The organism is Clostridium hydrogeniformans DSM 21757 (assembly GCF_000686705.1).
GTDB lineage: Bacteria > Bacillota > Clostridia > Clostridiales > Clostridiaceae > Clostridium_Z > Clostridium_Z hydrogeniformans.
The window spans coordinates 26,439-51,336 of the sequence record NZ_JMLJ01000015.1 but is presented as its reverse complement, the minus strand read 5'-3'; the positions used below and the strand labels follow the sequence as shown (position 1 = coordinate 51,336).

The following is a 24,898-nucleotide window of genomic DNA, read 5'->3' as shown; positions in this document are numbered from 1 at the left end:
GGTTAATTCATGAACATTTCTAAAGCAAGATAAATCAAATATATTTTTAATTAATAGGTTAGGGATTTATATTAAAATACTATAGGATTTTAAGTTTCAAACTTAATTTATACATCTGCCAAAGCAAAATAAACGAAAGATATTTTTAATGAATAAGTTAAGAATTTATGTTAAAACCATATATACAGTTTTAAGTTTTTATGTAAAAAACCCACAATGATAAAAGATTAATCTAAGACTAGGACTTATTTTATATATTCCTTATAGAAGTTTTTAGGTGATAAACCATAAAGTTTTTTGAAACTACGAACAAAGGTGGAATAATCACAAAATCCACATTCCTCACATACTGATGATATGGATATTCCCTTTTTTATAAGATCTGCTGCCATTATAAGACGTTTTTGAGTTATATAAGAATGGAGGGTATAACCAGTTTCTTTTTTAAACTTATGCATTAAATAATATTTACTCATAAAAAATTTATTGGCTAATATCTCTATAGATAGATTTTCATTAAGATTACTATTTATATAACTTAGAATTTCTTCAATGGTTTTATCAAACTCTATATCTTTTAATGGAGCCGAGTTTTCTTTATTTACAAATAGACGATTTATATATACCATAAACTGAATAAATAGAGAGTTACCTAAGATTGTACTAAAATCCTCTTTGCTTTTAATATTAGTTTCAATCTGCATAAGAAGATTTTCAAACACATTAATCCAAGTATCATTAGGTCTTAAAAGATTAAGTTTTTCCTTAGATGATATAGAAAAACAATTTAAAAGATCAGAGCCATCTTTATTATTAAGGGTTAGGAAATCAGAATTTATCCAAAGAACGTATCTTTCGTAAGGTTCACTACTATCTATTATTGGTTTATGAACCTCGTAGCTGTTAACAAGGAGGATATCCCACGGTTTTAATTTATAGGACTTACCCTCAATTAAATAAGATACTTTTCCAGAAATTAATATAATAATCTTCTTAAAATCATGATAATGAAGTTCGAATTCTTGGTTTAATTTATCTTTTAGGTGAAAAAGCTGAAAGTCTTTATTTAAGTATCCTCTTTTATTAGTAGAGGAAACATCATCTATATCCATGATAAACACCTCTTTAAATATTATTGTAACACTTTTTGCAATATTTTTAGCACTTTTAACTATATACTATGCAAAAAATATTTAATATAATAGTATTAAAGCACAACACTTAAAATTATAGAAACAAATCTTCCTTTAGATGGTGTTATTTCTACTATCTGAGGGTTAGAGTAGTTAATCTAGAGGCATAGCAACTGTTATTCTAAACCTTGTAGTAAGATTTTAGATTTACAGTTACTAGTCATCAGATAAAAACACTAATTCACTTTAACTTATGGCTCTGACTTTGTCTGGGCCTTTTTAAAAACAAATTATTAAATTTTGCTTAATTATACAGAAGATAAGTTTTCTTTAGTAAGAAAAGAAATTAATATGTTTATATAAAGTTTATTACGGAGGTTTAGATATGGAAAGAAAATTAAAGGTAGGAATATTAGGAGCAACAGGATTCGTTGGTCAAAGATTAATAACTTTACTTCATAACCATCCATTCTTTGAAATAGCTGTTTTAGCGGCTAGTGAAAGATCAGCAAATAAAACTTACGAAAATGCAGTTAATGGAAAATGGAAACTTAATATAGAGATGCCAGAAGTGGTTAAAAACATGGTAGTTAAAAATGTAAATGAGGTTAAGGAGATAAGTTCATTAGTTGATTTTGTTTTCTGTGCAGTAGATATGCAAGCAGAGGAGATAAGAAAAATTGAAGAAGAGTATGCTAAAACTGAAACTCCTGTAGTTTCAAATAACTCAGCTCATAGAATGACAAAGGATGTACCAGTTATAATTCCAGAAATCAATAATCACCATTTAGCTATTATTGAAAGTCAGAAGAAAAGACTTGGAACAGAGAGAGGATTTATAGTTGCAAAACCAAACTGTTCTATACAAAGTTATGTACCAGCTATAAATGCTTTAATGGACTTTAAGCCAACAAAGATATTGGTAACTACTTATCAAGCTATTTCAGGAAGTGGTAAGACACCAAAAGAGTGGCCAGAAATGGAAGACAACGTAATACCATTTATAGGTGGAGAGGAAAAGAAAAGTGAAGAAGAACCACTAAAGGTTTGGGGACGTATAGAAGGTAATGAAATAGTACATGTGCAGGAACCTGTTATAAGCTCCCAATGTATAAGAGTACCAGTTTCAGATGGTCATATGGCTGCTGTATTTGTATCCTTTGAAAATAAGCCATCAAAGGAAGAAATATTAGAGCATTGGAAAAAATTCAAAGGAAGACCTCAGGTATTAGAACTTCCTAATGCTCCAGAGCAATTTTTAACTTATTTTGAAGAGGATAATAGACCTCAAACAAAATTAGATAGAGATATAGAAAAAGGAATGGGTATAACAATTGGTAGATTAAGAGAAGATGTTATATTCGATTATAAGTTTGTATGTCTTTCTCACAACACACTAAGAGGAGCAGCTGGTGGTTCTGTTCTTACAGCTGAACTTTTAGCTAAGGAAGGATATATAGTTTCCAAGGAAGGGCTTTAAAATAAAAAAAGGCTTAATTTACATTAAGTTTTAACTTTCTTAAATGTTCAAAGTTTTAGGAAATTGAACCATCTATAAGTTAATGCTTAATTTATAGATACTATATAATACTAAAACTAAAGCTTATATTTTAATATTAAAGTTAAATAAGGAAAGTCATGGATATACTATAAAAGCATATCCATGACTTTTTTATTCTTAATTAAGGTTACTTAGTCTCTAAGTATTCTGTTATTCTAACAACCTCACCAGGTTTAAAGCCTTCACCTTGTATTAGATTACATATAGTTTCCCCAACTAATTCCTTAGAAAGAAGTTGTCCTTCTTCTTTAAAGGATTTGAATTTCTCAATAGATGAAAAATTATCTTTATCTAAGCTTCTTATTTCTTCTTGAAGATTAGTATCTATTATTCCAGGATATAATACCATAACTTCAACACCGCTATTTTTTTCATTTTCTTCTAAGTGAAGAACTTTAGAAAACATGTCTAATCCACTTTTACTAGCTGCATATGTACTCCAGCCAAATACAGGACCTACAGCAGCACCAGAGGAGATATTAAGTATTCTTTTAACTCCACTAAAAGAAGCAGTTCTATTAATAAACTCCTTACAAATCATCATAGGAGATATAAGGTTTATATTAAGATGTGTAGCAACTTCATTAGCATTTAGTTTACATGCTGGCATGGAAGGATATATTACCCCTGCATTATTTATAAGATATATCTCATCATTATCATTTAGATTGATATTTGAAAAAATCTTATCCATTAAACAAGAGATGTTTTCAATATCTTTTAAGTCATAGTTAAAGAAGTTTAGTTTATCAGAAAACTCTTTTTTTAGAATTTCATTAGAACTTCTAGAAATACCTAGTATTTTAACGTTTTTTAAAGCACCAAAGCTTCTAACAATTCCTTCCCCAACACCCTTTGATACACCAGTTAGTATTAAATATTTCAAATTTATAACCCCCTTAAATTATTATAAAAATATAATAACATATAATGGATTAAATATATAAGATATTAATTAAGTTCATAATAATATGTAAGAATATTTAAAAAATATATGATAAAATATATATTATACATAAAGAAGGGAAGTATTATATTGTTTTTTGTAGGTATTTTAGGAGTAGGACAAAAGGAAAAGTTAATAAAAGAATTCAGAGATTGTGTGTGTAGACATTGCACCACATCTAGTATATCCTTAATAAAAACCTATAGCTATTTTCATATATTTTTTATTACCCTACATTCTTGGGGAGAAAAATATTATGGATATTGTCCAAATTGTAATATACTTTATGAAGTGTATAAGGAAAAAGGAAAGGCTATAGAAGAAGGAAAAATAGATACTCTAACTTATTGGGACTTAATTGATATAGAGAAGCATAAGTTAGGAGATAATCTTTGTAGTAGCTGCGGAGGTGTACTTGAAAGTAAGTATACTTATTGTCCGTATTGTGGTAAGCACATAGAATAATTATTTTTTAAAATAAATATTCTATGTGCTTAAATTTAAACTTTAATTTAGTTAGCCTTGACCCCGATTCTTTCTCCCATTAAAATATGAGTTTCAAATCCAAGTCTTGCTTGTTCTAATATGTCATCATCTAATTTTAAGGTATTTTCCTTAAAGAATAATATAGTTGTAGAGCCTCCAAACTTAAAGTACCCTTTTTCATCCCCTTTTGTTACTTGTGAGTTAGGTGTATAGGTTTGAATTATAGTACCAACACAGGTAGCACCTACCTCCATAACTATTACATCATCAAAGTTATTAGAATGTAATATACTCCATTCCCTTTTATTTTGGCAGAAAAGCTTTGGAACTTTCTCAAGGGCAATAGGGTTAACAGAATAATAATGACCATTTATTTCTCTTGATTCAGAACAGACTCCATCATCTATAAAATGTAGTCTGTGATAATCAGTAGGACATAATCGTACCACCATACATGTTCCATTTTCATATTGTTTAGCTATTTTTTCATCTCCTATAAGCTCCTCTAAGCTATATGTAAATCCTTTAACTTGGACTATATTTTGAAGATCTATGTTTGTAAACACACTTAGTCTTCCATCAGCTGGAGAGGTTAAAACTCCAGGAGTAGTATCTATAGGTCTAGCATCAGATTTTAATTTTCTTATAAAAAATTCATTGAAGGATTTAAAATCTTCTTCTTTAGATTGTGCAATAGACATGTCTATATCTAAGTCGCTAACAAACTTAGATATTTTTTTTGAACTAAATTTTGTATCACAATATGAACCATATATTTTTGAAAAGAATTTTCTCTTAATAAACAATTCAAGAAGATTCATACCCATAGGTGATGAATAGTTCCATGTTAAATATTTTTCTCCAGCTACTTTCTCTATATCATAATTTTTAGTTTTTCTATTATACACTTTTATCATAAAAAATCCCTCACTTAATCAAGAATCTATTTTTAAAATTAATATATATGCTTCATTAATAAAACTACATTTATCTGATGGCTACCAACTGTAACACCCCATCCGCGTGTAAGGTGGGGGTGTTACAGTTGCTACGCCCCTAGATTAACTCATCTAACCTTCAGGTGGTGGAAAGAACACCACCTGAAGGAAGATTCGTTCTATGCTATGTAAGCATTGCAGTAGCAGCTATTCCAAGTAAGGAAAGTTCATTGAATCATATATATATTATTATTATAAAGCATTAACGTATATATTTTAACCTATAATAATCATATAATACAAATTATAAACTTTTTAGTGCAACTATACAGAAAATTCGGCATAAGAAATATTTATTATTGTATGTGTAGTAAACTTAGAGTATTATTAAGATGGATTTACATTATAACTTGGAGTGATTAATTATGAACAAAACAAAAAAAGCTATATTCCAGTCTGCAATAAAAGTTTTTTCAAATTGTGGATATAGTGGGGCTACTATGGATGATATAGCATTAGCAGCAGGGGTTGCTAAGGGGACTTTATATTACCACTTTAAAAGTAAGGAAGAGATTTTTAATTATATAATGAGTGAAGGGATGGATCTTATAAAAGATGAGGTAAAGAGTGCGGCAGATGCAGAAGAGAATATCTTATTAAAAATGAGAACCATGGTTAAAATTCAATTGCAGCTTGTTTATGAAAATAAAGATTTTTTTAAGGTAATTATGAGTCAAGTATGGGGACAAGAACTTAGACAATTAGAGCTTAGAAAACTTCTACAGGGATATTTAGAAATAATAGAAGGATATCTTGAGGAAGCTATGGAACATGGAATTGTGAAAAAGGGAGATAGTAAATTCATGGCATATACCTTCTTTGGAACTTTGTGTTCTGCTGCTATTTATGAATTGATAAATTCTAAAGACGCAGATATTGATGGGCTTATAGATAGTTTAATGGGATATGTTTTAAAAGGAATACAGGTTTAGTTTGTAAAGTTTAGGTTAAAAAAACCTAGACTTTATTTTTTTTATTGACACTAATTTCAAAAAGAGGTATATATATATTATGAACCGACTAGTCAGTACAAAAGATAAGGGGATGTAATAACAATTAAATATAGAAAAGGGGGATGGCCCATGAGCTTTTTAAAGATTGCAAAGCAAGATATAAGCAGTACATTTAAAAACAGATTCATTAGAATATCAGTAATAGCAATTATAATAGTACCACTATTGTACAGTCTTCTTTATCTTGCAGCGTTCTGGGACCCATATAGTAAACTAAGTGAGCTTCCAGTTGCAGTTGTAAATATGGACAAAGGTGCTATAAAGGATGGAGAAAATTTTAATGCTGGAAAAGATGTAGAGGATAAGCTTAAGGAGAATTCAGTAATTGGATGGAAATTCGTATCCTATGAAGAAGCCAAAAATGGAGTTGAAGGAAAGGATTACTATGCAGCATTTGTAATACCTGAAAACTTTTCAGAAGAGGTAATGAGTGCAAAGGATGGAGCTCCTAAGGAACCTAAGATACTTTATACAGCTAATGAAAAGAGAAACTTTTTAGCAGCACAAATTAATGGAAAGGTTCTTGTAGAATTAAAAGGAGAGATAAGCAGGAATATAACAAAACAATATACAGAAGTAGTGTTTGATAAGATGTATGAACTTAAGGATGGAATGGAAAAGGCAGCAGATGGAAGTAAAGAGCTTGCAGATGGCCTTGATACATTAAATAGTAAAGTTCCAGAGTTAAGTGATGGAGTAGAGAAGTTACATGACGGTTCAGGAAAGTTAAAAGATGGACTTGGAGAATTAAACTCTAAGATTCCGACATTAGCAGGGGGAGTTAATCAATTAAAAGAGGGAAGTGGAACATTATCTACTTCTTTAGATAAATATAGAAGTGAAGCTATTAACCCAGTTGCTGGTGGAATTAAAGATTTAAATAATGGATTTAAAAGTTCAGTATTACCTGGTGCTTCTAAATTAGAAGAAGGATCTAATAATTTAGCAAATGGATTAGGACAAGCTGTTCAAGCTTCTAAGCCATTAGGAGAGGGAGCAGAAAGTTTAAGCCAAAACGCAGCTAACTTACAAGAGGGAGCTGGTAAATTAAAGGCGGGAGAGAAGACTCTTAAAGCTGGTATAGGTAGTTTAAAAGAAGGATCTAATCAAGTAGCTAAGGGAGTAGATTCATTAATAGATGGATCTATGAAGACCCAAGGGAAACTTCAAAATTCAGTTGAAAGTAATTTAAAGAAATATTTAGCTGCAAACCCAGAGGCTATGAAGGATCCCAATATGCAAAAGTTTTTAAAGGATTTAGAAGACATAAAGCAAGAATCTAAGGGAAGTGAACAGAATATAGCTTCTTTAAAGAAGGGAGCTCACGATTTAGAACAAGGAGTAGGTAGCTTCGGAAATGGTATAGATGGCTTTATAAAAGGATCTACGGGCTTTGCTGAAGGGGCAACATTATACTCCGAAGGGGCTAAGAAATTCTCTCAAGGAGCTGGTAATTTTACAGGAGGACTTACTGTTCTTCACAAAGGTGCTAAGGATTTAAACTTAGGAGTAAAGGGTTTAAATAGTGGACTTAAGGATACCTTTGCACAAGGACTTGAGAAAATAGATGGAAACATGCCTAAGGTAGTAGATTCTACTAATAAGTTATATGATGGTTCTAAAAAATTAGATGGAGGACTTTCAGAGCTTTCAGGAAATGTTCCAGCTTTAGGTGAAGGTGTAGCTAAGTTATATGACGGGTCTAATGCCTTAAGTAATGGGCTTGGAGAATTAAATGGCAAGATTCCAGAATTAAGTGACGGAGTGACTAAGCTATATGATGGCTCTAAAGAGTTAAGTGATAAATTAGGAGAGGGATCTGAAAAGTTAAAAGACAATTTAAAAAATGACAGTGAAACCATGGGAAAATTTGTTTCAGAACCAGTTAAGATGGATGAAACTAAGTTTGATGCAGTTCCAGACTATGGTACAGGATTCGCACCTTATTTTATACCATTATCTTTATGGATAGGAGCTCTTATGATGTTCTTTATAATAACTGATAAGGTAGAAGGGGTAGAGGATGCAAAACCAGGTTCTATAGTATTAGGTAAATTTTTATCCTATGGATATATAGGAGTAATGCAGGCGGTATTAACGAGCGTAGTGGTTTTATTCCTAGGATTAAAACCAGCTAATTTACCTTTATATATTTTATTTAATGTATTCTTATCTTTCGTGTTTATAGCCATAATTCAATGCTTTATATACTTACTTGGAGAAGCAGGAAGGTTATTGTCTATAGTACTATTAGTACTTCAATTAACTGCATGTGCAGGAACTTTCCCATTAGAGGTTGTTCCTGAGTTCTTTAAGGTTCTTAATCCATTTATGCCATTTACCTATGCAGTATCTGGACTTAGAGAACTTATTTCAGGGGTGGATTATTCTGTTCTTACTAAAGATTTTATAGTTTTAGCAGTAACAATGGTAGTATTTATATCTATATCTATAATAATGAAAGGTCATGCAGATAAATTACAAGAAAGAGTAAGAAATAAAAAAGAAGAGATATCTATTTAACGCCTACTAAATTATTTGTAGTCTAATATAGACATACATTTAATATATTTATAATTTAACATCTAAAATATAATTTCAAAAGGAAAACACTATGAAAATTAATATTATTGATTTTCATAGTGTTTTCTTTTTATTTAGATACTCTATAATTATATTTTTATCTCTAGACTTTGAAATTATAAGACTCCATTTGGTCTAATACTGGGAACAAGGAGTTTAAAGTCACTATATTAGTTCAGATATAATTTATCTGGAATTCATACTCAAAGTTAAGTAAATTATATTTTATAGATACTTTACATAAGACCTGATTTAAGGATTGATATTAAAAGCCAAATTCCAAATATAGCAGAAAGACCAAAACCTACCACCCCTACTATTGATATTCCATACATTTGAGGGCCAGCATTAGAATTTAATATAAGGCAAGAGCCTACAATCATAGAGGATACCACAAGGCCAAATACCATTCTATTAACCATTTTGTTTAATGAATTTATTGGTTTTTCTAAGTTTTTATGATCCATTTGAATTTTAGTTCTACCACTTAATATAGCATCACTAATATCAACTAGTTTGTTTGGAATTTTTAAGCTTTCCTTTATAAAACTATAGCCTTTTAAGCTTAATTCATTAACCGATAACTTAGATAAAATATTAGAGTTGTTTTTTACATAGGGTATTGCAATATCTAATATTTTAAGATTAGGGGCTAATAAGGAGATAGTACTCTCAAGAAGTACTAGACTTTTCATAACTAAGGTTAAATCCTTAGGCAGTTGAACATTATGTTTTTTAACAAGATTAAATATATCCTCTAGAACTAAAGAAATCTTAATGTTTGATATTGAAGAGGATAGATAGCTGTCAAATATATATTTCATATCCTCATAAAGGGAGTTTTTATCTACATAGCCTTTTCTAATACCTATGGATAAAAAGACATTAATAAGCTTATTTATATCCTGAAGAGCTAGAGCTACTATGGCATCATTTAAGGCTTCACGTAAGCTATCAGAGAGATTCCCCATAATTCCAAAATCAATAAAGCATATTTTAGTATCTTTAATAAGAATATTTCCGGGGTGAGGATCCCCATGAAAAAAGCCGTCCTTGAATACTTGCTTTAAGAAACCAATAGCTAACTTCTTAGCAATATCTTCTAAATCATAGTCCGCTTCTTTTAAAGAACTTATATTATCTATTTTTATTCCATTAATGCTTTCTAATGTTAACACCTTAGAGCTACTTAATTCTTCTACTACATAAGGAGTGTATATAAAAGCTACATTTTTATTAAGCTTAGAGAAGGTTTTTATATTACTTATCTCTATATCAAAGTCTAGTTCTTCTTTAGAAGCTTCCCATATTTCATCTATAGCATCATAGGGATCTATAGGGGAAGAAGCAAATCTATTCTTAGCAAACTTTAAAATTTTCTTAATAATATGTATATCAACTTCCATCTTCTCTTTAACATGGGGACGCTGAACTTTAACTATAACCTCTCTGCCATCCATAAGAGTAGCACTATGAACTTGAGATATGGAGGCTGATGCTAGTGGAGTTTTATTAAATTTAAGAAATGAGTCATCTATGGATTTATTAAATTCATCTCTAAATACTTCATCTATTTCCTCAAAACTGATAGGGGATACGTTGTCTTGAAGCTTTCTAAGTTCATCTATGTATTCTTTAGGAATAAGGTCAGAACGTGTACTTAAAATTTGTCCTATCTTAACAAAGGTAGGTCCAAGATCTTCAAAAGCTTTACGTAAATTCTCAGCAGAAGGATTCTTCTTTTTAAGTTTTAAGTCTACGATAAAGCTGAATCCATAGTTTGTAAAAACCTTAACTATTTCTTTGAACCGTTTGTGATATCTACTATACATACATCCTCCTATACAAATAATCATAATCTTACATGATTCATAAATACTAATTAAATATATTATACTGTTATGGTAAGTAATAATATATTTAATTAATATTTATAACACATTAATTACATACCCTATCAATAGGGACTTATATTAAAACCCTATATTTTAAGGTTTAATTATGGATTAACTTAAATTATATATTAATTAAGCAAATACTACCATATATTAATGGCTGCCCTAAGATAATAAGACAGCCATACTTTAATTACTTTAATTTTTCCTCAAGAAGTTTTATTCTTTCTTCTAGGCTAGAAATTTCATTTTTTAGTTCTTGAACCTGAAGTTTTGATGCAAATTGCATATCTTCTAAAAGTATATATAACTCCTTTTTTGTAAGAGGTATAACTTTTTCAGATATTTCATCAGAAGAATTTTTAATATTTTTCTTAAGTTCTGATGAAAGTTCTTTACCTTCTTCAATGGATAACTTACCTTTTTGAACAAGGTCTTCTATAACCTTTGAGGATTTTTCATAGGTATAGGCTATTGAACCAATACCAGCAAGTAATATTTTCTTTAAATCTTCCATAATCAAAAACCTCCTATATTAGAATAGCTACGGATTCTTATATAAGTTAACCTAAACTTATAGGTATTAACCTTTACCTATAAGTTTAGATTAACTCTATTTATAAGATATTATAGTAGTATTATACTATAATGAAAATATTATTAAAAGTTAAGCTGATTAGTATAGTTAGTACTTATTATAATCTCTTGATTTTAGAAATTTATAATTTTAAATTATAAATTTTGGTTGCTTTTAGGTTTAATTAAAAGAACAGGTTATTATATTATAGATATATAATTTTAAAGTGAACTGATAAGTTAACCTTTAGAAGAGTTAATTTAAGGGTTATTTTGTTTTTTATCTTTATACTATTATAGCCACTTAAAAAAGAAAAAACACATAGGCAAGCCTATGTGTTATATAACTGCTCCAGCATTATTTTCTCTTGCTTCTTCTACAGAAGGAGAGTTTTTCTTATTTTTAATAAAATCCTCAGCTATTTGAGGGAATAGAATATAAGATAAAACATCTTCATCCTTTGTTGTTATATCTTTAAGTTCTTTTTTAGTATCCTCAAATATTGGAGATAAGGTATCAGCAAATCTTCCTGTTATAGGAGTATCTTCACCTAATGCTTTCTTAGACACCTCAGGGTTTATATCTCCAGGAGCCTTACCATACTCTCCTCTACAATAGGATTTTACTTCTTTCAATATCATTTTATAGCTTTCACCAGTTAGTATGTTAACTGTAGCTTGTGTTCCTACCATTTGGCTCATAGGAGTAACAAGTGGAGGGAAACCTAAATCTTCTCTAACCTTTGGAATTTCATTTAAAACCTCATCTAGCTTGTCTATGGCATTTTGAGCCTTAAGCTGAGATATCATGTTTGAAAGCATTCCACCAGGTATTTGGTAAGTTAAAGCTTCAGGTTGAGGAGTTAATACCTTAGGATCAAGAACTCCACTCTTTATGAAACTTTCTCTTACAGGCTTAAAGAAATCATTTATTGTTTTTAGTGACTTAGCATTAAGTCCAGAATCAAATCCGCTTGCCTTTAAAGCAAAGTGCATAGATTCTGTAGGTGGTTGAGCAGTACCAGAAGATAGGGAAGATATTGCAGTATCTATGCCATCAACTCCAGCTTCAACTGCTTTTAAATAAGACATTTCTGCTAAACCATTAGTTGAATGAGAGTGTAGGTAAACAGGTAATTTCACAGTTTCCTTAATACTCTTAACTAAGTCATAAGCAGTTTGAGGCATAATAAGTCCTGCCATGTCTTTTATACATATAGAGTCAGCACCCATGTTTTCAAGTTGTTTTGCTAAATTAACATAATTATCCATGTCATGGATAGGGCTAACTGTATATACTATAGTACCTTGAGCATGAGATCCTTGCTTTTTAACCTCATCCATGGCTACTTCAATGTTTCTATAGTCATTTAATGCATCGAATACTCTAAATATATCCATACCGTTATAAGAAGATAGCTTAACAAAGTTTCTAACAACGTCATCTGGATAGTGCTTATATCCTAATATATTTTGTCCTCTTAATAGCATTTGAAGAGGTGTTTTTTTGCATATCATCTTAATTTTTCTTAATCTTTCCCATGGATCTTCATTAAGGTAACGAATACAGGAATCAAAGGTAGCTCCACCCCAACACTCTAGTGAATGATATCCTGCATTATCTAATTCATGAAGAATTGGCGCAAAGTCATCAAAAGGTAGTCTTGTAGCTATTAAGGATTGCTGAGCATCCCTAAGTACAGTTTCTGTAATATTTATTTTTTTCAATAAAATCACCTCATAGATAAAATTGTGGTCTGTAAACTATTACTTAAAATCATTTTAACAAATAAAATGCAATAAATCTATTATTTTTCAGAAAAAAGTAACAAAAGTTGCAAATCATTTTAATATTATAACCATTGACAAATTCATATAATTGAATTAAAATGTTCTATGTAATAATTTTACATACATGCCTTCATAGTTCAATGGATAGAACAATCCCCTCCTAAGGGATAAATGCTGGTTCGATCCCGGCTGAGGGTACCAGTTCCTAATTATTTTAAATTAGGAACTTTTTTTATTATGAAGAACTATATTGTTATAGTATTTTAATAATAAGGGTATTTTATAACTATGGAAATTTACTAAAAAATTTTTAAAAATAATACATTTAAAATACATGAAAACTATATCTAGAAAATATAATGTTCATATAAACATGAAAAATAGTGTGAAATATTGAATAAATAAAAGAGAAGACAAGTCTTATAATAAAAAATAACTCTATTCTTATCTAGTGGCATTTTTAGGGGTGAAACATCCTCTGTAAACCATTAGTGGATATAATAAGTGATTAAAAGATATGATATAATTTATTATGGTCTTGTTATATTCAAGACATTTCACAAAATTAATATATACTTTAGGAGAGTGGTACTTTTGGAACCTGGCACGTGGCAAATAATTCTTTTAGCAGTTCTTTTACTTATGTCTGCTTTTTTCTCATCAGCAGAAACAGCTTTAATGACTCTAAGCAAGATAAGAATAAAGCATATGGTAGAGGAAGGAATTAAGGGTGCGGATAAAATAGAAAAACTTATAGAAAATCCTAATAAATTATTAGGAAGTATACTAATTGGGAATAACGTAGTAAATATTGGAGCTTCAGCTTTAGCTACATCTATAGCAATAGATACCTTTGGCAATGAAGGGGTAGCTATGGCAACAGGGATAATGACTGTTCTTGTGCTTATATTTGGAGAAATAACTCCAAAGTCTTTGGCAGCACAAAACTCAGAAAAAATATCTTTAAAGGTAGTTAATATAATATCTATAGTGGTAACTATATTAAAACCTGTAGTTATAGTATTTACTTATATTTCAGCTCCATTTATAAAGCTTCTAGGTGGAGATGCCTCAAAGAATCAACCATTTATAACTCAAGATGAGCTTAAGACTATGGTAGAGGTTGGAGAGGAAGAAGGTGTACTTGAAGTACAAGAAAAAGAGATGATTTATAATGTTTTTGAATTTGGAGATCTTCAGGTAAAGGATGTTATGGTACAAAGAGTTGATATAGAGGCCATAGAAATAGATTCTACCTATGAAGAAGTTATGGAATTAATTAAAAGAGAGCAATTTTCAAGGATTCCTGTTTATAAGGAAACCATTGATGATATAGTTGGAATTTTAAATGTAAAGGACTTACTTATATTAGATGAGGCTGAAAAATTCTCTATAGAGTCTAGCATGAGAGAACCTTATTATACTTATGAATTTAAGAAAATAATGGATTTATTTAGAGACATGCAAAAGAATAGAGCTTATATGGCTGTTGTTTTAGATGAATACGGTGGAACAGTTGGTATAGTTACTATGGAAGACTTGGTAGAGGAAATAGTAGGTGAAATAGAAGATGAATATGACCATGATGAAGATAAAGAAATAGAAGTAATTAAAGAAGATGAATATGTGGTTCTAGGTAATGCTAGAATAGATGACTTTAATGAACTTATAGGAACAAATATAGAGTCAGAAGAATTTGATTCTATAGGAGGATTCATCATTGGACAGCTCGGTAGATTTCCAGAAATGGGGGAGACTATTGAATATCAACACATCAAGTTTATAATAGAAGAGCTTGATAAAAACAGAGTAAAAAAAGTTAGAGTTTATACTTAAAGACCATAATTTTGATTATGGTCTTTTTTCCTTAAACTTCATTTTGTTAAAAAGTAGGGTTAGTATTTTTGTATAGATAAAGTTTAGTTTTTTGAGGAGAATGAATGTTATGGATTTTATGAAAGAGGCATTAAAGGAAGCTGAGAAGGCAAAGAGGTTAGGGGAGGTTCCAGTAGGAGCAGTTATAGTTAAAGATGATGAAATTATATCAAGAGGATATAATAGGAGAGAGATACTAAATTCTGTATTAGCTCATGGAGAGATTATGGCTATAGATGAAGCTACCAAGGTTCTTAATAATTGGAGGCTTGATGGATGTTCTATGTACGTAACTTTGGAGCCTTGTCCTATGTGTGCTGGAGCTATACTTCAAAGTAGAATAAGTAAATTATATATAGGTACCTTCGATCCAGTATCAGGGGCTGCAGGATCGGTGATAAATATCTTGGAGAATGATAATTTAAATAAGTGGACCAATGTAAAATGGTGTTATGATGAAGAATGTAGTAGTGTTTTAATTAACTTTTTTAAAGAGAGAAGAAAAAGTTAAACTGTACTCTAGAGAGTAATATAACTTTACTTTCTTTATATATGTACATTTTGCAGAGTACAGTTTATAAGATATATTTAAAATAATATTGTATTTAGTAATACCTTTATATTGTTAAATATTAGGGAGTATGACACTTTATTATATAAAGTTTAAAAATTAGAGTTATATTCTCTATATTTTAAAGGTATATACTTCAATGCACTTGATACTAACAAACAGCAAAGGATCTTGTCTATAAAATTTGAAAATACTCTTGGAATAAATGCAGCGGAGAAAACTTTAACTCCAGAATTCTTTAGTATGGTAAAAAATACATCAGTTCCAGAACCTACAACACCATCAAAGAGATATACAGATATAGGGGTTCCTACCAGTGGGCATATAATAGAAAGTGATATTCCTGTTAATAGAGCTGTTTTGAAGCTAAAGTTAAATTTTTTAGCTATTAGACCTACCACTAACCCAACAGCCATATTAACTAGGAAAAAGGGAATAGTTCTAGGGTTACCAGATAATATAGGTGCTAATATATTTGAGATAGCGCCTACAGTAGCTCCGCTTATTGGACCAAATAAAGCTGCTATAAAAATAGTACCTATAGTATCTAGAAAAACGTAGCTAGATAAATAGGGAATTCTTGCGCATAAGGCTCCTAAGGCTATATTTATACCTATGGCAATGGAACATAGAACTAGGATAAAAGACTTATTATTCCTCATTTTGATAAAATCCTCCTTAAAATATATTCAATAACAATTTTAGTTAATAGAAATGGATATTAGAAATAGTTTATATTTATAGGATAATAAGGAAGTATTTAGAATACAAATAATTCAACATTTAAATAGTAAATATAGATAAAATAAATAATGAATTAAAACTTTCAATATTCAATTTTAATGTATGGGGTGAATTATAAATGAATAGAAGTAACAAAGTGGTTATTGTTAGTCATTGTATATTAAATCAAAATAGTGTGGTTAATCCTTTAGCTAGAGCCAAAGGAGCATTTGATATAATACAGCCTATATTAGATAGGGGAATAGGAATAATACAGCTTCCTTGTCCAGAATTTAAATTTTTGGGACTTACAAGAAAGCCTATGACTATAGAAGAGTATGACTGTCATGATTATAGAAGGCTTTGTAGAACCTTAGCTGAACCTGTGGTTAAAGACTTGCTTGAGTATAAAGCTAATGATTATGAAATAGTAGGCTTAATAGGAATACACCATAGCCCAACCTGTGGAATAACAGGGGGAAGAGGGATATTTATGGATGAGTTTATAAAACTTCTTATAAAAGAAGATATAAATATTAATAGATTTGAAATACCAGCATGTGATTTAGATGATAAGTGGGATGAGCTAAAAGAAGAATTAGTAAAAACTTTTAATATATAATGAAGAATAGTAGGAGTTAATACCTTAAAGAATCATTATAAAAGTGCAAGGACTAACTTAATTATAAGTTAGTCCTTGCACTTTTATAAGTTTTTTAAGTTCTAGCTATTATATGTAACTTAAGAAAGAATGTAAGAAACTAAAATAGACTTCTTAATTTATAAGATGTGAACACCTCTTTTAGGTTGATTTTATATTTCTTTAAGAGCTTCTACTATTTTTCTAGTATTAATTAAGTAATTTTCAAGGCCGTTAAGACTATCCATAGTAATTCCTAAAAACAATGTATCTGTTAGAAAAAGCTCAGAATTTCTAGAGGAAATTGCTCCTATTCTAAGTTCTTTTTCTACACTTGGTATATTAAGAATTATATCTGATATAGAAGATAATGGGCTTTTACCACATTTAGTTATGGCTATTGTTTTAGCACCATTTTCTTTAGCTCTCTTCATAGCCATGTTAACTTCCTTAGTTCTTCCACTATAGGATATTCCTATAGCCACATCCTTTGGTGTGATATGTACAGAGGTAGCCACTTGAAGATTGTTATCCATATGAAAGAAGGTTTTCTTATTTATTCTAAGAAGCTTATATTGAAAATCAAGGGCAACTATAGCAGAAGCTCCAACTCCAAATAGGTATATATAATTTGCATTTTTTAAGTAGTCCACTGCGTCCTTTAATTTAGGTATATCCATAAGGGATACTGTATCTTTTATGGTATCATCACTTCTTATCTTTAGTTTATCAACCATTAAATCTAAGCTATCACCAAAATTTATGATGTCATCTATATTATCCCTTTTACTAGAAGTATCATCGCTAATTGCTAAAGCTATTTTAAGTTCCCCTAAGCCATTATAGCCTAATTTTTTTGAGAATCTTATTACTGAAGCAGGAGAGGTACGGGTTTTTTCTCCTATCTCTTGGGCAGAATAATTAATTACATCCTTATGATTTTCAATTATATAGTCAGCTATTTTTTTATCAGAATTAGTAAATGACTTATAGTTTTCTCTTATTTTTATAAATGCGCTCATAGAAACACCCCTAAATAAAATATAATCTATAATATATTATCTCTATTCTAACTTATTTAGTAAACCTAAGATTTTAATTATGATATTATTTTTATATAGGATAAATTTTTAGTTGAAGGATTTGATGTGTTATGAAGTGTCAGCATTGTATAAATAAATTATGTGCAAGAAAGGTACCTATATTTTCTGCCTTACCTGATAATGTTTTATTAGAACTTGTTAAGATGTCATCTCATGAGGAGTACAAAAAAGGGAATATAATATGCTCCCCTAATGAAAAAAGTTCAAAAATTTTTATAATAAATGAGGGAAGCATTAAGCTTTTTACTTATACTAATGAAGGCAAGGAGCAAATTCTTCATATTCTTAAGGAAGGTGATTTCTTTGGAGAACTTTCCTTATTTAGAGATGAATACTATGACTTTTATGCATCACCTTTAGGGAATATTAAGCTTTGTATCTTCACTCAGGAAGATATAAAAGCTCTTATAAATAAATATCCAGAAATATCATTTAAGATATTAGAGGTGTTCTCTAAGAGGATATCCAAGCTGCAGAAGTTAGTAGAAACCTTGGCAACAAATGATGCGGAAAGTAGAATAATAAATTTACTATTAGAACTTTCGAGAGAAGGAGGCAGCCCAAGTAAAGAAGGGGTTGAAATTACCCTTCCTATATCAAAAGAGGATATGGGTAATTATACAGGGGTTGCTCGTGAGACTATAAGTCGTAAATTAAGGAAACTAGAAGATGAAGGATTTATAAAAATTATAAGTAATAAAAAAATTGTTTTAAAAAACAAATAAAAATTGATTTAAATCACATATATATTTTTATATTTATCTTAGAATAAAATCATGAAATATATAGGGAGTGATTGAGATTATGTTTAATAAAAGAGATAATTTAGGATATATAGTTGCAAATTTCATGGAGGCATCTAAAGTTTTTAATAAGTATCAGATGGATTATTGTTGTAATGGAAATAGAAGTGTTATAAAGGCTTGTGAAGAGCAAGGACTTAATCCAGATGAAATACTTCAAGAAGTAAATACTAAATATTTAGAAGTATTAAAGAATGAAAAGCCGATTAAAACCTTTATTGACTCTAAAAGTGATGAATTAATAGATCATATAAATAATAATCATCATAAATATACAAAAGTTGAGGTAGAGGAGCTAGAGGCTCTTATTGATAAGATACTAAGAGTCCACTATGATAATCATGGTAAAATGTTAGAAAAGGTTAGAGAAAAGTTTTTATTACTTAAAAAGGATATACTAGAGCATCTAGAAAAAGAAGAAGAGAGTATATTTCCTCTTATGAAAGAGTACATGAGTAATGAAGATGAATCCATACTTCTAAGGATAAGAGAACTTATAGGAGAAGGACATGAAGAGCATGATACAGCAGGGAATATATTAAAGGATATAAGAAATATAACTAATAATTATAAGATAGATTCTTCTATGTGTACTACTTTTAAGCTAACTTATAATAGGCTTATAGCACTAGAAGAAGACTTATTTACACATATTCATAAAGAAGAGAGTATATTATTTCCTAGATATCTTTAATGGATATAATATATATCTATTTCATAATAGTTATTAGAGGGTAGATCTATTATGAAATAGATAAGTATAATAAAGAGGCTTTTAAATAAAGGTTTTTAACCAATGGGATATTTTATTTATCCTATTGGTTATTTTATTTTTATGGATATTTTTAAGATATAGTAGGGCTTAAAATATAAATTTTAATAAGGTTGTAATTTATTTAAAGTTTTAAATTTTTATAATACTCCAAATAGATTTATTTATAAATTAAAGCCTTATAAACTTATAGAAATTATTAAGTATATATTGCATAAAAGTTTGTACAGTTAAAGAATAAAGGCAATGATTGGATTTTATCTTTTATTTTTATTCTTTAATTGTAATATTTAAAATTCAATCTATATAATAATAAAAGGAAGGGAATTTAATTTCAATAAATATAATTTAATATTGAAATTAAATTTCAAACATGTATAATAAAATTAAGAAGTAAAACGATTTCTCGTAATGATAAAAGGTAGTTAATTATATGTAATCAATATACTAATTAGGCAAATTGTTTGCTTATGTATATGTGCATAAGATAAATCTAATGAGGGGGAAGAGATATGGAAAAAATAAATTTAGATAAGTTAGTTACAGAAAAAATAAATGAAAATACTAAAAATATAGATAATGTATCTACTGCTGAGATGCTTAGTATGATAAATACTGAGGATAAAAAAGTTGCTTATGCTGTTGAAAAAGAGATTCCTAGTATTTCTAAAGCTGTTGATGAAATAGCTGAGGCATTTAAAAGAGGCGGTAGATTAATATATTGTGGTGCTGGAACATCAGGAAGATTAGGAATATTAGATGCTTCAGAATGTCCGCCAACTTATGGAGTAAGTGAAGAACTTGTTCAAGGGATTATAGCAGGGGGACATGAGGCTATATTTAGAGCTAAAGAAGGAGCAGAGGACTCCAAGGAATTAGGAGTAGAGGATTTAAAAGCTATTGGACTAAACGATAATGATGTTCTTGTAGGCATTGCAGCTAGTGGAAGAACACCTTATGTTATAGGGATTCTTGAATATGCAAATAGCTTAGGAGTAACTACAGTTTCAGTTACCTGTAATCCAGAATCAGAAATTTCAAAGGTTTCAAAGATATCAATAGCACCATTAGTAGGACCAGAGGCAGTAACAGGATCTACAAGAATGAAATCAGGAACTGCTCAGAAGATGGTACTTAACATGTTATCAACTGGTGCCATGATAAGAACAGGAAAAGTATATGGAAACCTTATGGTAGATGTAAAATCTACTAATGAAAAGCTAGTAGAGAGGGCTAAGAGAATAGTTATGGAGGCCACAGGTGCTGAAAGAGAAGAAGCTGTAGAAACTCTTCAGGTTACTGGTTATGATGTTAAGTTATCAATATTAATGATAGTAACATCTATGGATAAAGATAAGGCTATGGAGTTATTAAATAAACATGAGGGATATATAGCAAAGGCTATATATGAATTTAATAATACAAATATTAAAAAATAAGTTCTTGTATTATATTTGTTAAGGAAAAAATTTTAAAATTTATAATATAGGAAAGTAAAGCTTAGTATATACCTTTATATTACGTAACAGTTGTGAATGATTTTTCATTTACAACTGTTTTTGTTTGTAAATAATAGAGTTAACATATATGCATAACTTATGCTATATAAGAATATAAATAAATATATTTACATGAATAATATTTATTTATATTTTGAATTTGATATATGAAGTACTAGGGTATAGAATAAATTAAAAGTATATTGAGAAAATTCCCAATATACTTTTGTTTTTTAACTTTAAAAATAAGGGGGAATAATAGTGGAGTTAAAAGAGGTGTATAAGGTAAGCAGGGTTAATGAAGCCTTAGAGATTCTTGAAACCTACAAGGAAAATGCTAAAGTGTTAGCAGGAGGAACAGATTTAGTTATAGAGATAAAAGAAAGGAAGCTAAAAAAAGAAGTTCTTGTGGATTTATCAAGTGTAGAAGAGTTAAAGTTCATAAGAGAAGATAGTGAGTTCATAGAAATAGGAGCTGGAACCACATTTACTGAAATTTCGAATAATGAGATTCTAATACAAAAAGTAAAGGGACTTAGCCATGCAGCAAAGTCAGTAGGATCTCCTCAAATAAGAAATAGAGGAACTGTGGGAGGAAACATATGTAATGGCTCTCCAGCTGCAGATACGGTGCCGCCACTTTTAGCATTGGGAGCTACTTGTCTTATTAAAAGTAAAAATAGCTATAGAGAAGTTAATCTTAGGGACATTTACTTAGGAAAGGGACAAGTAGATTTAAAAGATAATGAAATACTTTATTCTGTAAAATTTAAAACACCTTTAAGTAATCAATATGTTGGATTTAGCAAATTAGGACTTAGAAATGCTCTTGCCATTGCTAGAATTTCTTGTGCTATTTTTATAGAAGTTGATGAAGACGATTACTGCAAGGATATAAGAATAGGTAGCGGAGCTATATCAACTACTCCTAATAGAGAATTTGAACTAGAAAAGGTTCTAATAGGTAGAAAAGTTGATGAGAGTTTTATGGAAAAAGCATGTTCATTCTTTGAGATTATTGTTAAGGAAAGGCTGAAAGGAAGAAGTTCCATGGAGTTCAAAAAAGAAGCCATAAAGGGAATATTTAAAGAAGCCTTAAACAATGCTCTTAAGGATAGAAAATAGTTAGGGTGGTGGTTATATGAAGAATATAAGTTTAATAGTTAATAATAAAATTTGCAATGTTAATATAGAGGAAGATTTAAGACTTTTAGATCTATTAAGGGACAAGCTTAATTTAACTGGAACTAAGGAAGGGTGTAGTGAAGGTGAATGTGGAGCTTGTACTGTTATTATGGATGGAGAATTAGTAGATTCATGCTTAGTTATGGCATTCCAAGCTGAGGGAAAAGAAATTTTAACTATAGAAGGAGTTCAAAATGGAGAGGAAATACACCCTATACAAAAGGCATTTCTAGATGTAGGGGCAGTTCAATGCGGATTTTGTACACCAGGAATGGTTTTAGCAGCAAAATCTATATTAGATAAAAATCCAAATCCAAATAGGGATTATATAAGAGAAGGAATATCAGGAAACTTATGTAGATGTACAGGCTACAATAAGATTGTTGATGCAGTAGAAATAGCAGCTAGTTACTTAAATAATGATATAGATAAGGCAAAGGAAATAGCAACTAAATATGAATGTAAGGAGGGTAATTAATATGAGCTACGATGTAGTTGGAAAAAGCGTATTAAGAATTGATGGCTTATCAAAAGTTACAGGACAAGCTGTATACCCTCAAGATATATATATGGATAATATGGTTTATGGAAAGACACTTAGATCCACTAAGCCCCATGCCAATATAAATATAGATATATCTAAGGCAGAAAGCTTAGAAGGAGTTTTAAAAGTATTTACTCATAAAGATATTAAAGGGGAAAATCATCATGGAGTAATGTTTAAAGATCATGAGGTGCTTTGCGCTAAGAAAGTAAGAAGAATAGGAGATCCTATTGCTTTTGTTGTAGCAGAAAGTGAAAAGATAGCAGAAAAGGCTTTAGAGTTAGTAGAGGTAAATTATGAAGAATTAGAAGCTATATTTGATCCAGAAGAGGCAATGAAAGATGAATCACCAAAGGTTCATAATAATGAAAGTAATATTATATATCACTATAAGATAAGAAAGGGAAAGAATATAGAAGATGCTTTTGATGAATGTGATGCTATTGTAGAAAATACCTATAAGACATCTATGGTGGATCACGGATTCATACAGCCAGAAGCAGGAGTAGCTTATATTGAGAAGGGTGGAACTGTAGTAGTATGTGCTGCAACTCAATATCCGCACTTTGATCAAATTGAAGTAGCAGAAGCTTTAGGTTTAAAAAATGAAGAAGTTAGGATTATAAACCCTGCCATTGGAGGAGCATTTGGAGGAAGGGAAGATATAACTCTTCAAATACACATTGCTATGGCAGCAATGGAACTTAAGAAACCTGTAAAGGTGGTATATTCAAGAGAAGAATCCTTTATAGCTCACTCTAAGAGACATCCTATTACATTTCATATTAAAACTGGAGCAAAGAGTGATGGAACATTACATGCTATGGAAGCTAAAATAATAGGAGATTCAGGAGCCTATGCTTCATGGGCAGTAAATGTTTTAAGAAAATCTGGAGTTCATATATCAGGACCTTATGTCATAGAGAATGTAAAGGTAGATAGTTATGCAGTATATACAAACAATCCATTTACAGGAGCTATGAGAGGTTTTGGAGCGGCCCAATCACCTATAGCTTATGAAGGACAAATGGATGCTTTAGCAGAGAAACTAAATATTAGTCCTTTAGAAATAAGATTTAAGAATGCTTTTAGAAAGGGTTCAGAAACAGCAACGGGACAAGTTTTAACAGAAAGTGTTCCAGTTATTCAATGCCTAGAGGCAGTTTCTAAGGCTATGAATCTTTCAAAGGATGGTGATAAATAATGAAAAAGAGAGGAATAGGAATATCAAGTGCATTTTATGGTACAGGCTATGGTAATGGGTTCCCAGATGTGTCTAATGCTATTGCAGAACTTCAAAAGGACGGGACGGTTAACATATATGTAGGAGCTACTGAAGTTGGACAAGGTGCAAAAACTATTATGAGTCAAATACCAGCAGAGGTATTAGGACTTCAGGTTAAAGATATTAATTTTATAAATGAAGATACTAAGATAACCCCAGACTCAGGAACAGCAGCTGCTAGTAGACAAACATATAACACAGGTAATGCTATAAAAATGGCAGCAGAGGAGCTAAAAAAAGAACTTACTAATATAGCAGCGAAGGAGCTTAAATTAAATAATAATATAGGGCTTCAATTTAGAGAGGGAGAAATATATTTAAAGACTTTCCCTAGTAAAAGAATAAGTATAGAGTCAATTGCAAAGATTTATGGAAATATAAGAAAAGAAGCTCAGTTTGTAGCTCAGACTGTAGAAATGGATGGAGAAACAGGACAAGGAGCCCCTTACTGGCCATATACTTTTAATGCTTGTGCAGTAGAAGTAGAAGTGGATACTGAAACAGGAAGAGTGGAAGTTATAAAGGCAGCTCATGCTCAGGATGTAGGAAAAGCTTTAAATCCATTGCTTATAGAAGGGCAGATGGATGGGGGATTTGCCATGGGAATGGGATATGCTATCTTTGAAGATATTGGATTAAATAATGGAAAAATAAAAAATAATAGATTCACTAATTATATATTACCAACCTCTATGGATGTCCCAGATATAAATAATATAATAATAGAAGACCCAGAACCTACAGCTCCATTTGGCGCAAAAGGTATAGGAGAGCCAACTATGGTGGCAGTAGCTCCAGCTATCTTAAATGCCATATATAATGCTGTAGGAGTAAGGGTTACAGAGATACCAATAACCCCAGAAAGACTTTTAAAAGCAATAAAAGATAAGGAAAAGTAAGGGGACGGTTAACATTT

At 30.2% G+C, this 24,898-nt stretch carries 22 protein-coding genes and 1 tRNA gene; 15 read left to right on the top strand and 8 right to left on the bottom strand.

What is annotated here, in order from left to right; genetic code table 11:
• Positions 1-245: 245 nt before the first annotated feature.
• The gene (locus tag BR69_RS0109780) at positions 246-1,112 is read right to left on the bottom strand and encodes an AraC family transcriptional regulator (RefSeq protein ID WP_027633035.1); all 867 of its coding nucleotides are present in this window, start codon (positions 1,110-1,112) and stop codon (positions 246-248) included.
• A 406-nt stretch (positions 1,113-1,518) separates the two neighbouring features.
• On the opposite strand from BR69_RS0109780, the gene asd reads away from it, so the two are divergent.
• Positions 1,519-2,613 carry an aspartate-semialdehyde dehydrogenase gene (asd, locus tag BR69_RS0109775; protein WP_027633034.1) on the top strand — a complete coding sequence of 365 codons (1,095 nt, stop codon included), beginning with the start codon at positions 1,519-1,521 and terminating at the stop codon, positions 2,611-2,613.
• A gap of 208 nt (positions 2,614-2,821) precedes the next feature.
• Here asd and BR69_RS0109770 read toward each other — a convergent pair whose 3' ends face one another.
• Positions 2,822-3,580, bottom strand: coding sequence for a (S)-benzoin forming benzil reductase (locus tag BR69_RS0109770; RefSeq protein WP_027633033.1), 759 nt, complete (start codon positions 3,578-3,580; stop codon positions 2,822-2,824).
• A gap of 150 nt (positions 3,581-3,730) precedes the next feature.
• Between BR69_RS0109770 and BR69_RS0109765 the strand changes: the two genes are divergently transcribed.
• Entirely contained in the window at positions 3,731-4,105 is a 375-nt protein-coding gene (locus tag BR69_RS0109765; RefSeq protein ID WP_027633032.1) for a zinc ribbon domain-containing protein, read from the top strand.
• 47 nt (positions 4,106-4,152) lie between these two features.
• Here the strand turns inward: BR69_RS0109765 and BR69_RS0109760 are convergent, their stop codons facing one another.
• Positions 4,153-5,043 (bottom strand): phosphatidylserine decarboxylase, encoded by an 891-nt coding sequence (locus BR69_RS0109760; protein ID WP_027633031.1) that lies wholly within the window; start codon positions 5,041-5,043, stop codon positions 4,153-4,155.
• A 446-nt stretch (positions 5,044-5,489) separates the two neighbouring features.
• Here BR69_RS0109760 and BR69_RS0109755 point away from each other — a divergent pair, with 446 nt between their 5' ends.
• Together BR69_RS0109755 and BR69_RS0109750 are read left to right on the top strand one after the other, a co-directional pair.
• On the top strand, positions 5,490-6,056 hold the full coding sequence (locus BR69_RS0109755) for a TetR/AcrR family transcriptional regulator (RefSeq protein WP_027633030.1): 567 nt from the start codon (positions 5,490-5,492) through the stop codon (positions 6,054-6,056).
• 150 nt (positions 6,057-6,206) lie between these two features.
• Positions 6,207-8,660 carry a YhgE/Pip domain-containing protein gene (locus BR69_RS0109750; RefSeq protein ID WP_027633029.1) on the top strand — a complete coding sequence of 818 codons (2,454 nt, stop codon included), beginning with the start codon at positions 6,207-6,209 and terminating at the stop codon, positions 8,658-8,660.
• A gap of 296 nt (positions 8,661-8,956) precedes the next feature.
• Here BR69_RS0109750 and BR69_RS0109745 read toward each other — a convergent pair whose 3' ends face one another.
• From BR69_RS0109745 to BR69_RS0109735, 3 genes are all read right to left on the bottom strand, one after another.
• The gene (locus BR69_RS0109745) at positions 8,957-10,552 is read right to left on the bottom strand and encodes an ABC1 kinase family protein (RefSeq protein WP_027633028.1); all 1,596 of its coding nucleotides are present in this window, start codon (positions 10,550-10,552) and stop codon (positions 8,957-8,959) included.
• A gap of 256 nt (positions 10,553-10,808) precedes the next feature.
• A complete protein-coding gene (locus BR69_RS0109740; RefSeq protein ID WP_242840679.1) occupies positions 10,809-11,132 on the bottom strand; it encodes a phasin family protein in 324 nt (107 codons plus the stop codon).
• A gap of 398 nt (positions 11,133-11,530) precedes the next feature.
• A complete protein-coding gene (locus BR69_RS0109735; RefSeq protein WP_423219676.1) occupies positions 11,531-12,928 on the bottom strand; it encodes a pyruvate carboxylase subunit B in 1,398 nt (465 codons plus the stop codon).
• A gap of 180 nt (positions 12,929-13,108) precedes the next feature.
• On the opposite strand from BR69_RS0109735, the gene BR69_RS0109730 reads away from it, so the two are divergent.
• The 3 genes from BR69_RS0109730 to BR69_RS0109720 all read left to right on the top strand — a co-directional run bounded on the left by BR69_RS0109730 (position 13,109) and on the right by BR69_RS0109720 (position 15,368).
• Positions 13,109-13,183, top strand: a tRNA-Arg gene (locus BR69_RS0109730).
• A 393-nt stretch (positions 13,184-13,576) separates the two neighbouring features.
• On the top strand, positions 13,577-14,818 hold the full coding sequence (locus BR69_RS0109725) for an HlyC/CorC family transporter (protein ID WP_027633025.1): 1,242 nt from the start codon (positions 13,577-13,579) through the stop codon (positions 14,816-14,818).
• Between the two features lie 109 nt (positions 14,819-14,927).
• Entirely contained in the window at positions 14,928-15,368 is a 441-nt protein-coding gene (locus tag BR69_RS0109720) for a nucleoside deaminase (RefSeq protein ID WP_027633024.1), read from the top strand.
• A 152-nt stretch (positions 15,369-15,520) separates the two neighbouring features.
• On the opposite strand, the gene BR69_RS22470 is transcribed toward BR69_RS0109720, so the two are convergent.
• The gene (locus BR69_RS22470; RefSeq protein WP_034849662.1) at positions 15,521-16,090 is read right to left on the bottom strand and encodes a CD3073 family putative ECF transporter S component; all 570 of its coding nucleotides are present in this window, start codon (positions 16,088-16,090) and stop codon (positions 15,521-15,523) included.
• Positions 16,091-16,290: 200 nt separating this feature from the next.
• Between BR69_RS22470 and BR69_RS0109710 the strand changes: the two genes are divergently transcribed.
• Entirely contained in the window at positions 16,291-16,773 is a 483-nt protein-coding gene (locus BR69_RS0109710) for a CD3072 family TudS-related putative desulfidase (protein WP_027633022.1), read from the top strand.
• Positions 16,774-16,964: 191 nt separating this feature from the next.
• Here the strand turns inward: BR69_RS0109710 and BR69_RS0109705 are convergent, their stop codons facing one another.
• Positions 16,965-17,813 carry a MurR/RpiR family transcriptional regulator gene (locus BR69_RS0109705; RefSeq protein WP_027633021.1) on the bottom strand — a complete coding sequence of 283 codons (849 nt, stop codon included), beginning with the start codon at positions 17,811-17,813 and terminating at the stop codon, positions 16,965-16,967.
• A 131-nt stretch (positions 17,814-17,944) separates the two neighbouring features.
• On the opposite strand from BR69_RS0109705, the gene BR69_RS0109700 reads away from it, so the two are divergent.
• The 7 genes from BR69_RS0109700 to BR69_RS22290 all read left to right on the top strand — a co-directional run bounded on the left by BR69_RS0109700 (position 17,945) and on the right by BR69_RS22290 (position 24,881).
• The gene (locus tag BR69_RS0109700) at positions 17,945-18,619 is read left to right on the top strand and encodes a Crp/Fnr family transcriptional regulator (RefSeq protein ID WP_027633020.1); all 675 of its coding nucleotides are present in this window, start codon (positions 17,945-17,947) and stop codon (positions 18,617-18,619) included.
• A gap of 79 nt (positions 18,620-18,698) precedes the next feature.
• Positions 18,699-19,391, top strand: a complete 693-nt coding sequence (gene ric / locus BR69_RS0109695) for an iron-sulfur cluster repair di-iron protein (RefSeq protein ID WP_034849659.1) — start codon at positions 18,699-18,701, stop codon at positions 19,389-19,391.
• 590 nt (positions 19,392-19,981) lie between these two features.
• Entirely contained in the window at positions 19,982-20,908 is a 927-nt protein-coding gene (gene murQ / locus BR69_RS0109690; RefSeq protein ID WP_027633018.1) for an N-acetylmuramic acid 6-phosphate etherase, read from the top strand.
• Positions 20,909-21,229: 321 nt separating this feature from the next.
• On the top strand, positions 21,230-22,093 hold the full coding sequence (locus BR69_RS0109685; protein ID WP_027633017.1) for an FAD binding domain-containing protein: 864 nt from the start codon (positions 21,230-21,232) through the stop codon (positions 22,091-22,093).
• 16 nt (positions 22,094-22,109) lie between these two features.
• The gene (locus BR69_RS0109680) at positions 22,110-22,631 is read left to right on the top strand and encodes a (2Fe-2S)-binding protein (RefSeq protein WP_027633016.1); all 522 of its coding nucleotides are present in this window, start codon (positions 22,110-22,112) and stop codon (positions 22,629-22,631) included.
• Between the two features lies 1 nt (position 22,632).
• The gene (locus tag BR69_RS22295; RefSeq protein WP_027633015.1) at positions 22,633-23,901 is read left to right on the top strand and encodes a xanthine dehydrogenase family protein molybdopterin-binding subunit; all 1,269 of its coding nucleotides are present in this window, start codon (positions 22,633-22,635) and stop codon (positions 23,899-23,901) included.
• Positions 23,901-24,881 carry a xanthine dehydrogenase family protein molybdopterin-binding subunit gene (locus BR69_RS22290; RefSeq protein WP_027633014.1) on the top strand — a complete coding sequence of 327 codons (981 nt, stop codon included), beginning with the start codon at positions 23,901-23,903 and terminating at the stop codon, positions 24,879-24,881. Before BR69_RS22295 ends, BR69_RS22290 begins: the two co-directional genes overlap by 1 nt.
• The last annotated feature ends 17 nt before the right edge of the window (positions 24,882-24,898 follow it).

Excerpts from the sequence above, each read along its gene's own strand:
- BR69_RS0109780 (WP_027633035.1), bottom strand. The coding sequence starts at position 1,112 with ATGGATATAGATGATGTTTCCTCTACTAATAAAAGAGGATACTTAAAT.
- BR69_RS0109720 (WP_027633024.1), top strand. The coding sequence starts at position 14,928 with ATGGATTTTATGAAAGAGGCATTAAAGGAAGCTGAGAAGGCAAAGAGG.
- BR69_RS0109705 (WP_027633021.1), bottom strand. The coding sequence starts at position 17,813 with ATGAGCGCATTTATAAAAATAAGAGAAAACTATAAGTCATTTACTAAT.
- murQ (WP_027633018.1), top strand. The coding sequence starts at position 19,982 with ATGGAAAAAATAAATTTAGATAAGTTAGTTACAGAAAAAATAAATGAA.
- BR69_RS22470 (WP_034849662.1), bottom strand. The coding sequence starts at position 16,090 with ATGAGGAATAATAAGTCTTTTATCCTAGTTCTATGTTCCATTGCCATA.
- BR69_RS22295 (WP_027633015.1), top strand. The coding sequence starts at position 22,633 with ATGAGCTACGATGTAGTTGGAAAAAGCGTATTAAGAATTGATGGCTTA.
- BR69_RS0109750 (WP_027633029.1), top strand. The coding sequence starts at position 6,207 with ATGAGCTTTTTAAAGATTGCAAAGCAAGATATAAGCAGTACATTTAAA.
- BR69_RS0109680 (WP_027633016.1), top strand. The coding sequence starts at position 22,110 with ATGAAGAATATAAGTTTAATAGTTAATAATAAAATTTGCAATGTTAAT.
- BR69_RS0109755 (WP_027633030.1), top strand. The coding sequence starts at position 5,490 with ATGAACAAAACAAAAAAAGCTATATTCCAGTCTGCAATAAAAGTTTTT.
- BR69_RS0109700 (WP_027633020.1), top strand. The coding sequence starts at position 17,945 with ATGAAGTGTCAGCATTGTATAAATAAATTATGTGCAAGAAAGGTACCT.
- BR69_RS0109740 (WP_242840679.1), bottom strand. The coding sequence starts at position 11,132 with ATGGAAGATTTAAAGAAAATATTACTTGCTGGTATTGGTTCAATAGCC.
- BR69_RS0109760 (WP_027633031.1), bottom strand. The coding sequence starts at position 5,043 with ATGATAAAAGTGTATAATAGAAAAACTAAAAATTATGATATAGAGAAA.
- BR69_RS0109745 (WP_027633028.1), bottom strand. The coding sequence starts at position 10,552 with ATGTATAGTAGATATCACAAACGGTTCAAAGAAATAGTTAAGGTTTTT.
- asd (WP_027633034.1), top strand. The coding sequence starts at position 1,519 with ATGGAAAGAAAATTAAAGGTAGGAATATTAGGAGCAACAGGATTCGTT.
- ric (WP_034849659.1), top strand. The coding sequence starts at position 18,699 with ATGTTTAATAAAAGAGATAATTTAGGATATATAGTTGCAAATTTCATG.
- BR69_RS0109710 (WP_027633022.1), top strand. The coding sequence starts at position 16,291 with ATGAATAGAAGTAACAAAGTGGTTATTGTTAGTCATTGTATATTAAAT.
- BR69_RS22290 (WP_027633014.1), top strand. The coding sequence starts at position 23,901 with ATGAAAAAGAGAGGAATAGGAATATCAAGTGCATTTTATGGTACAGGC.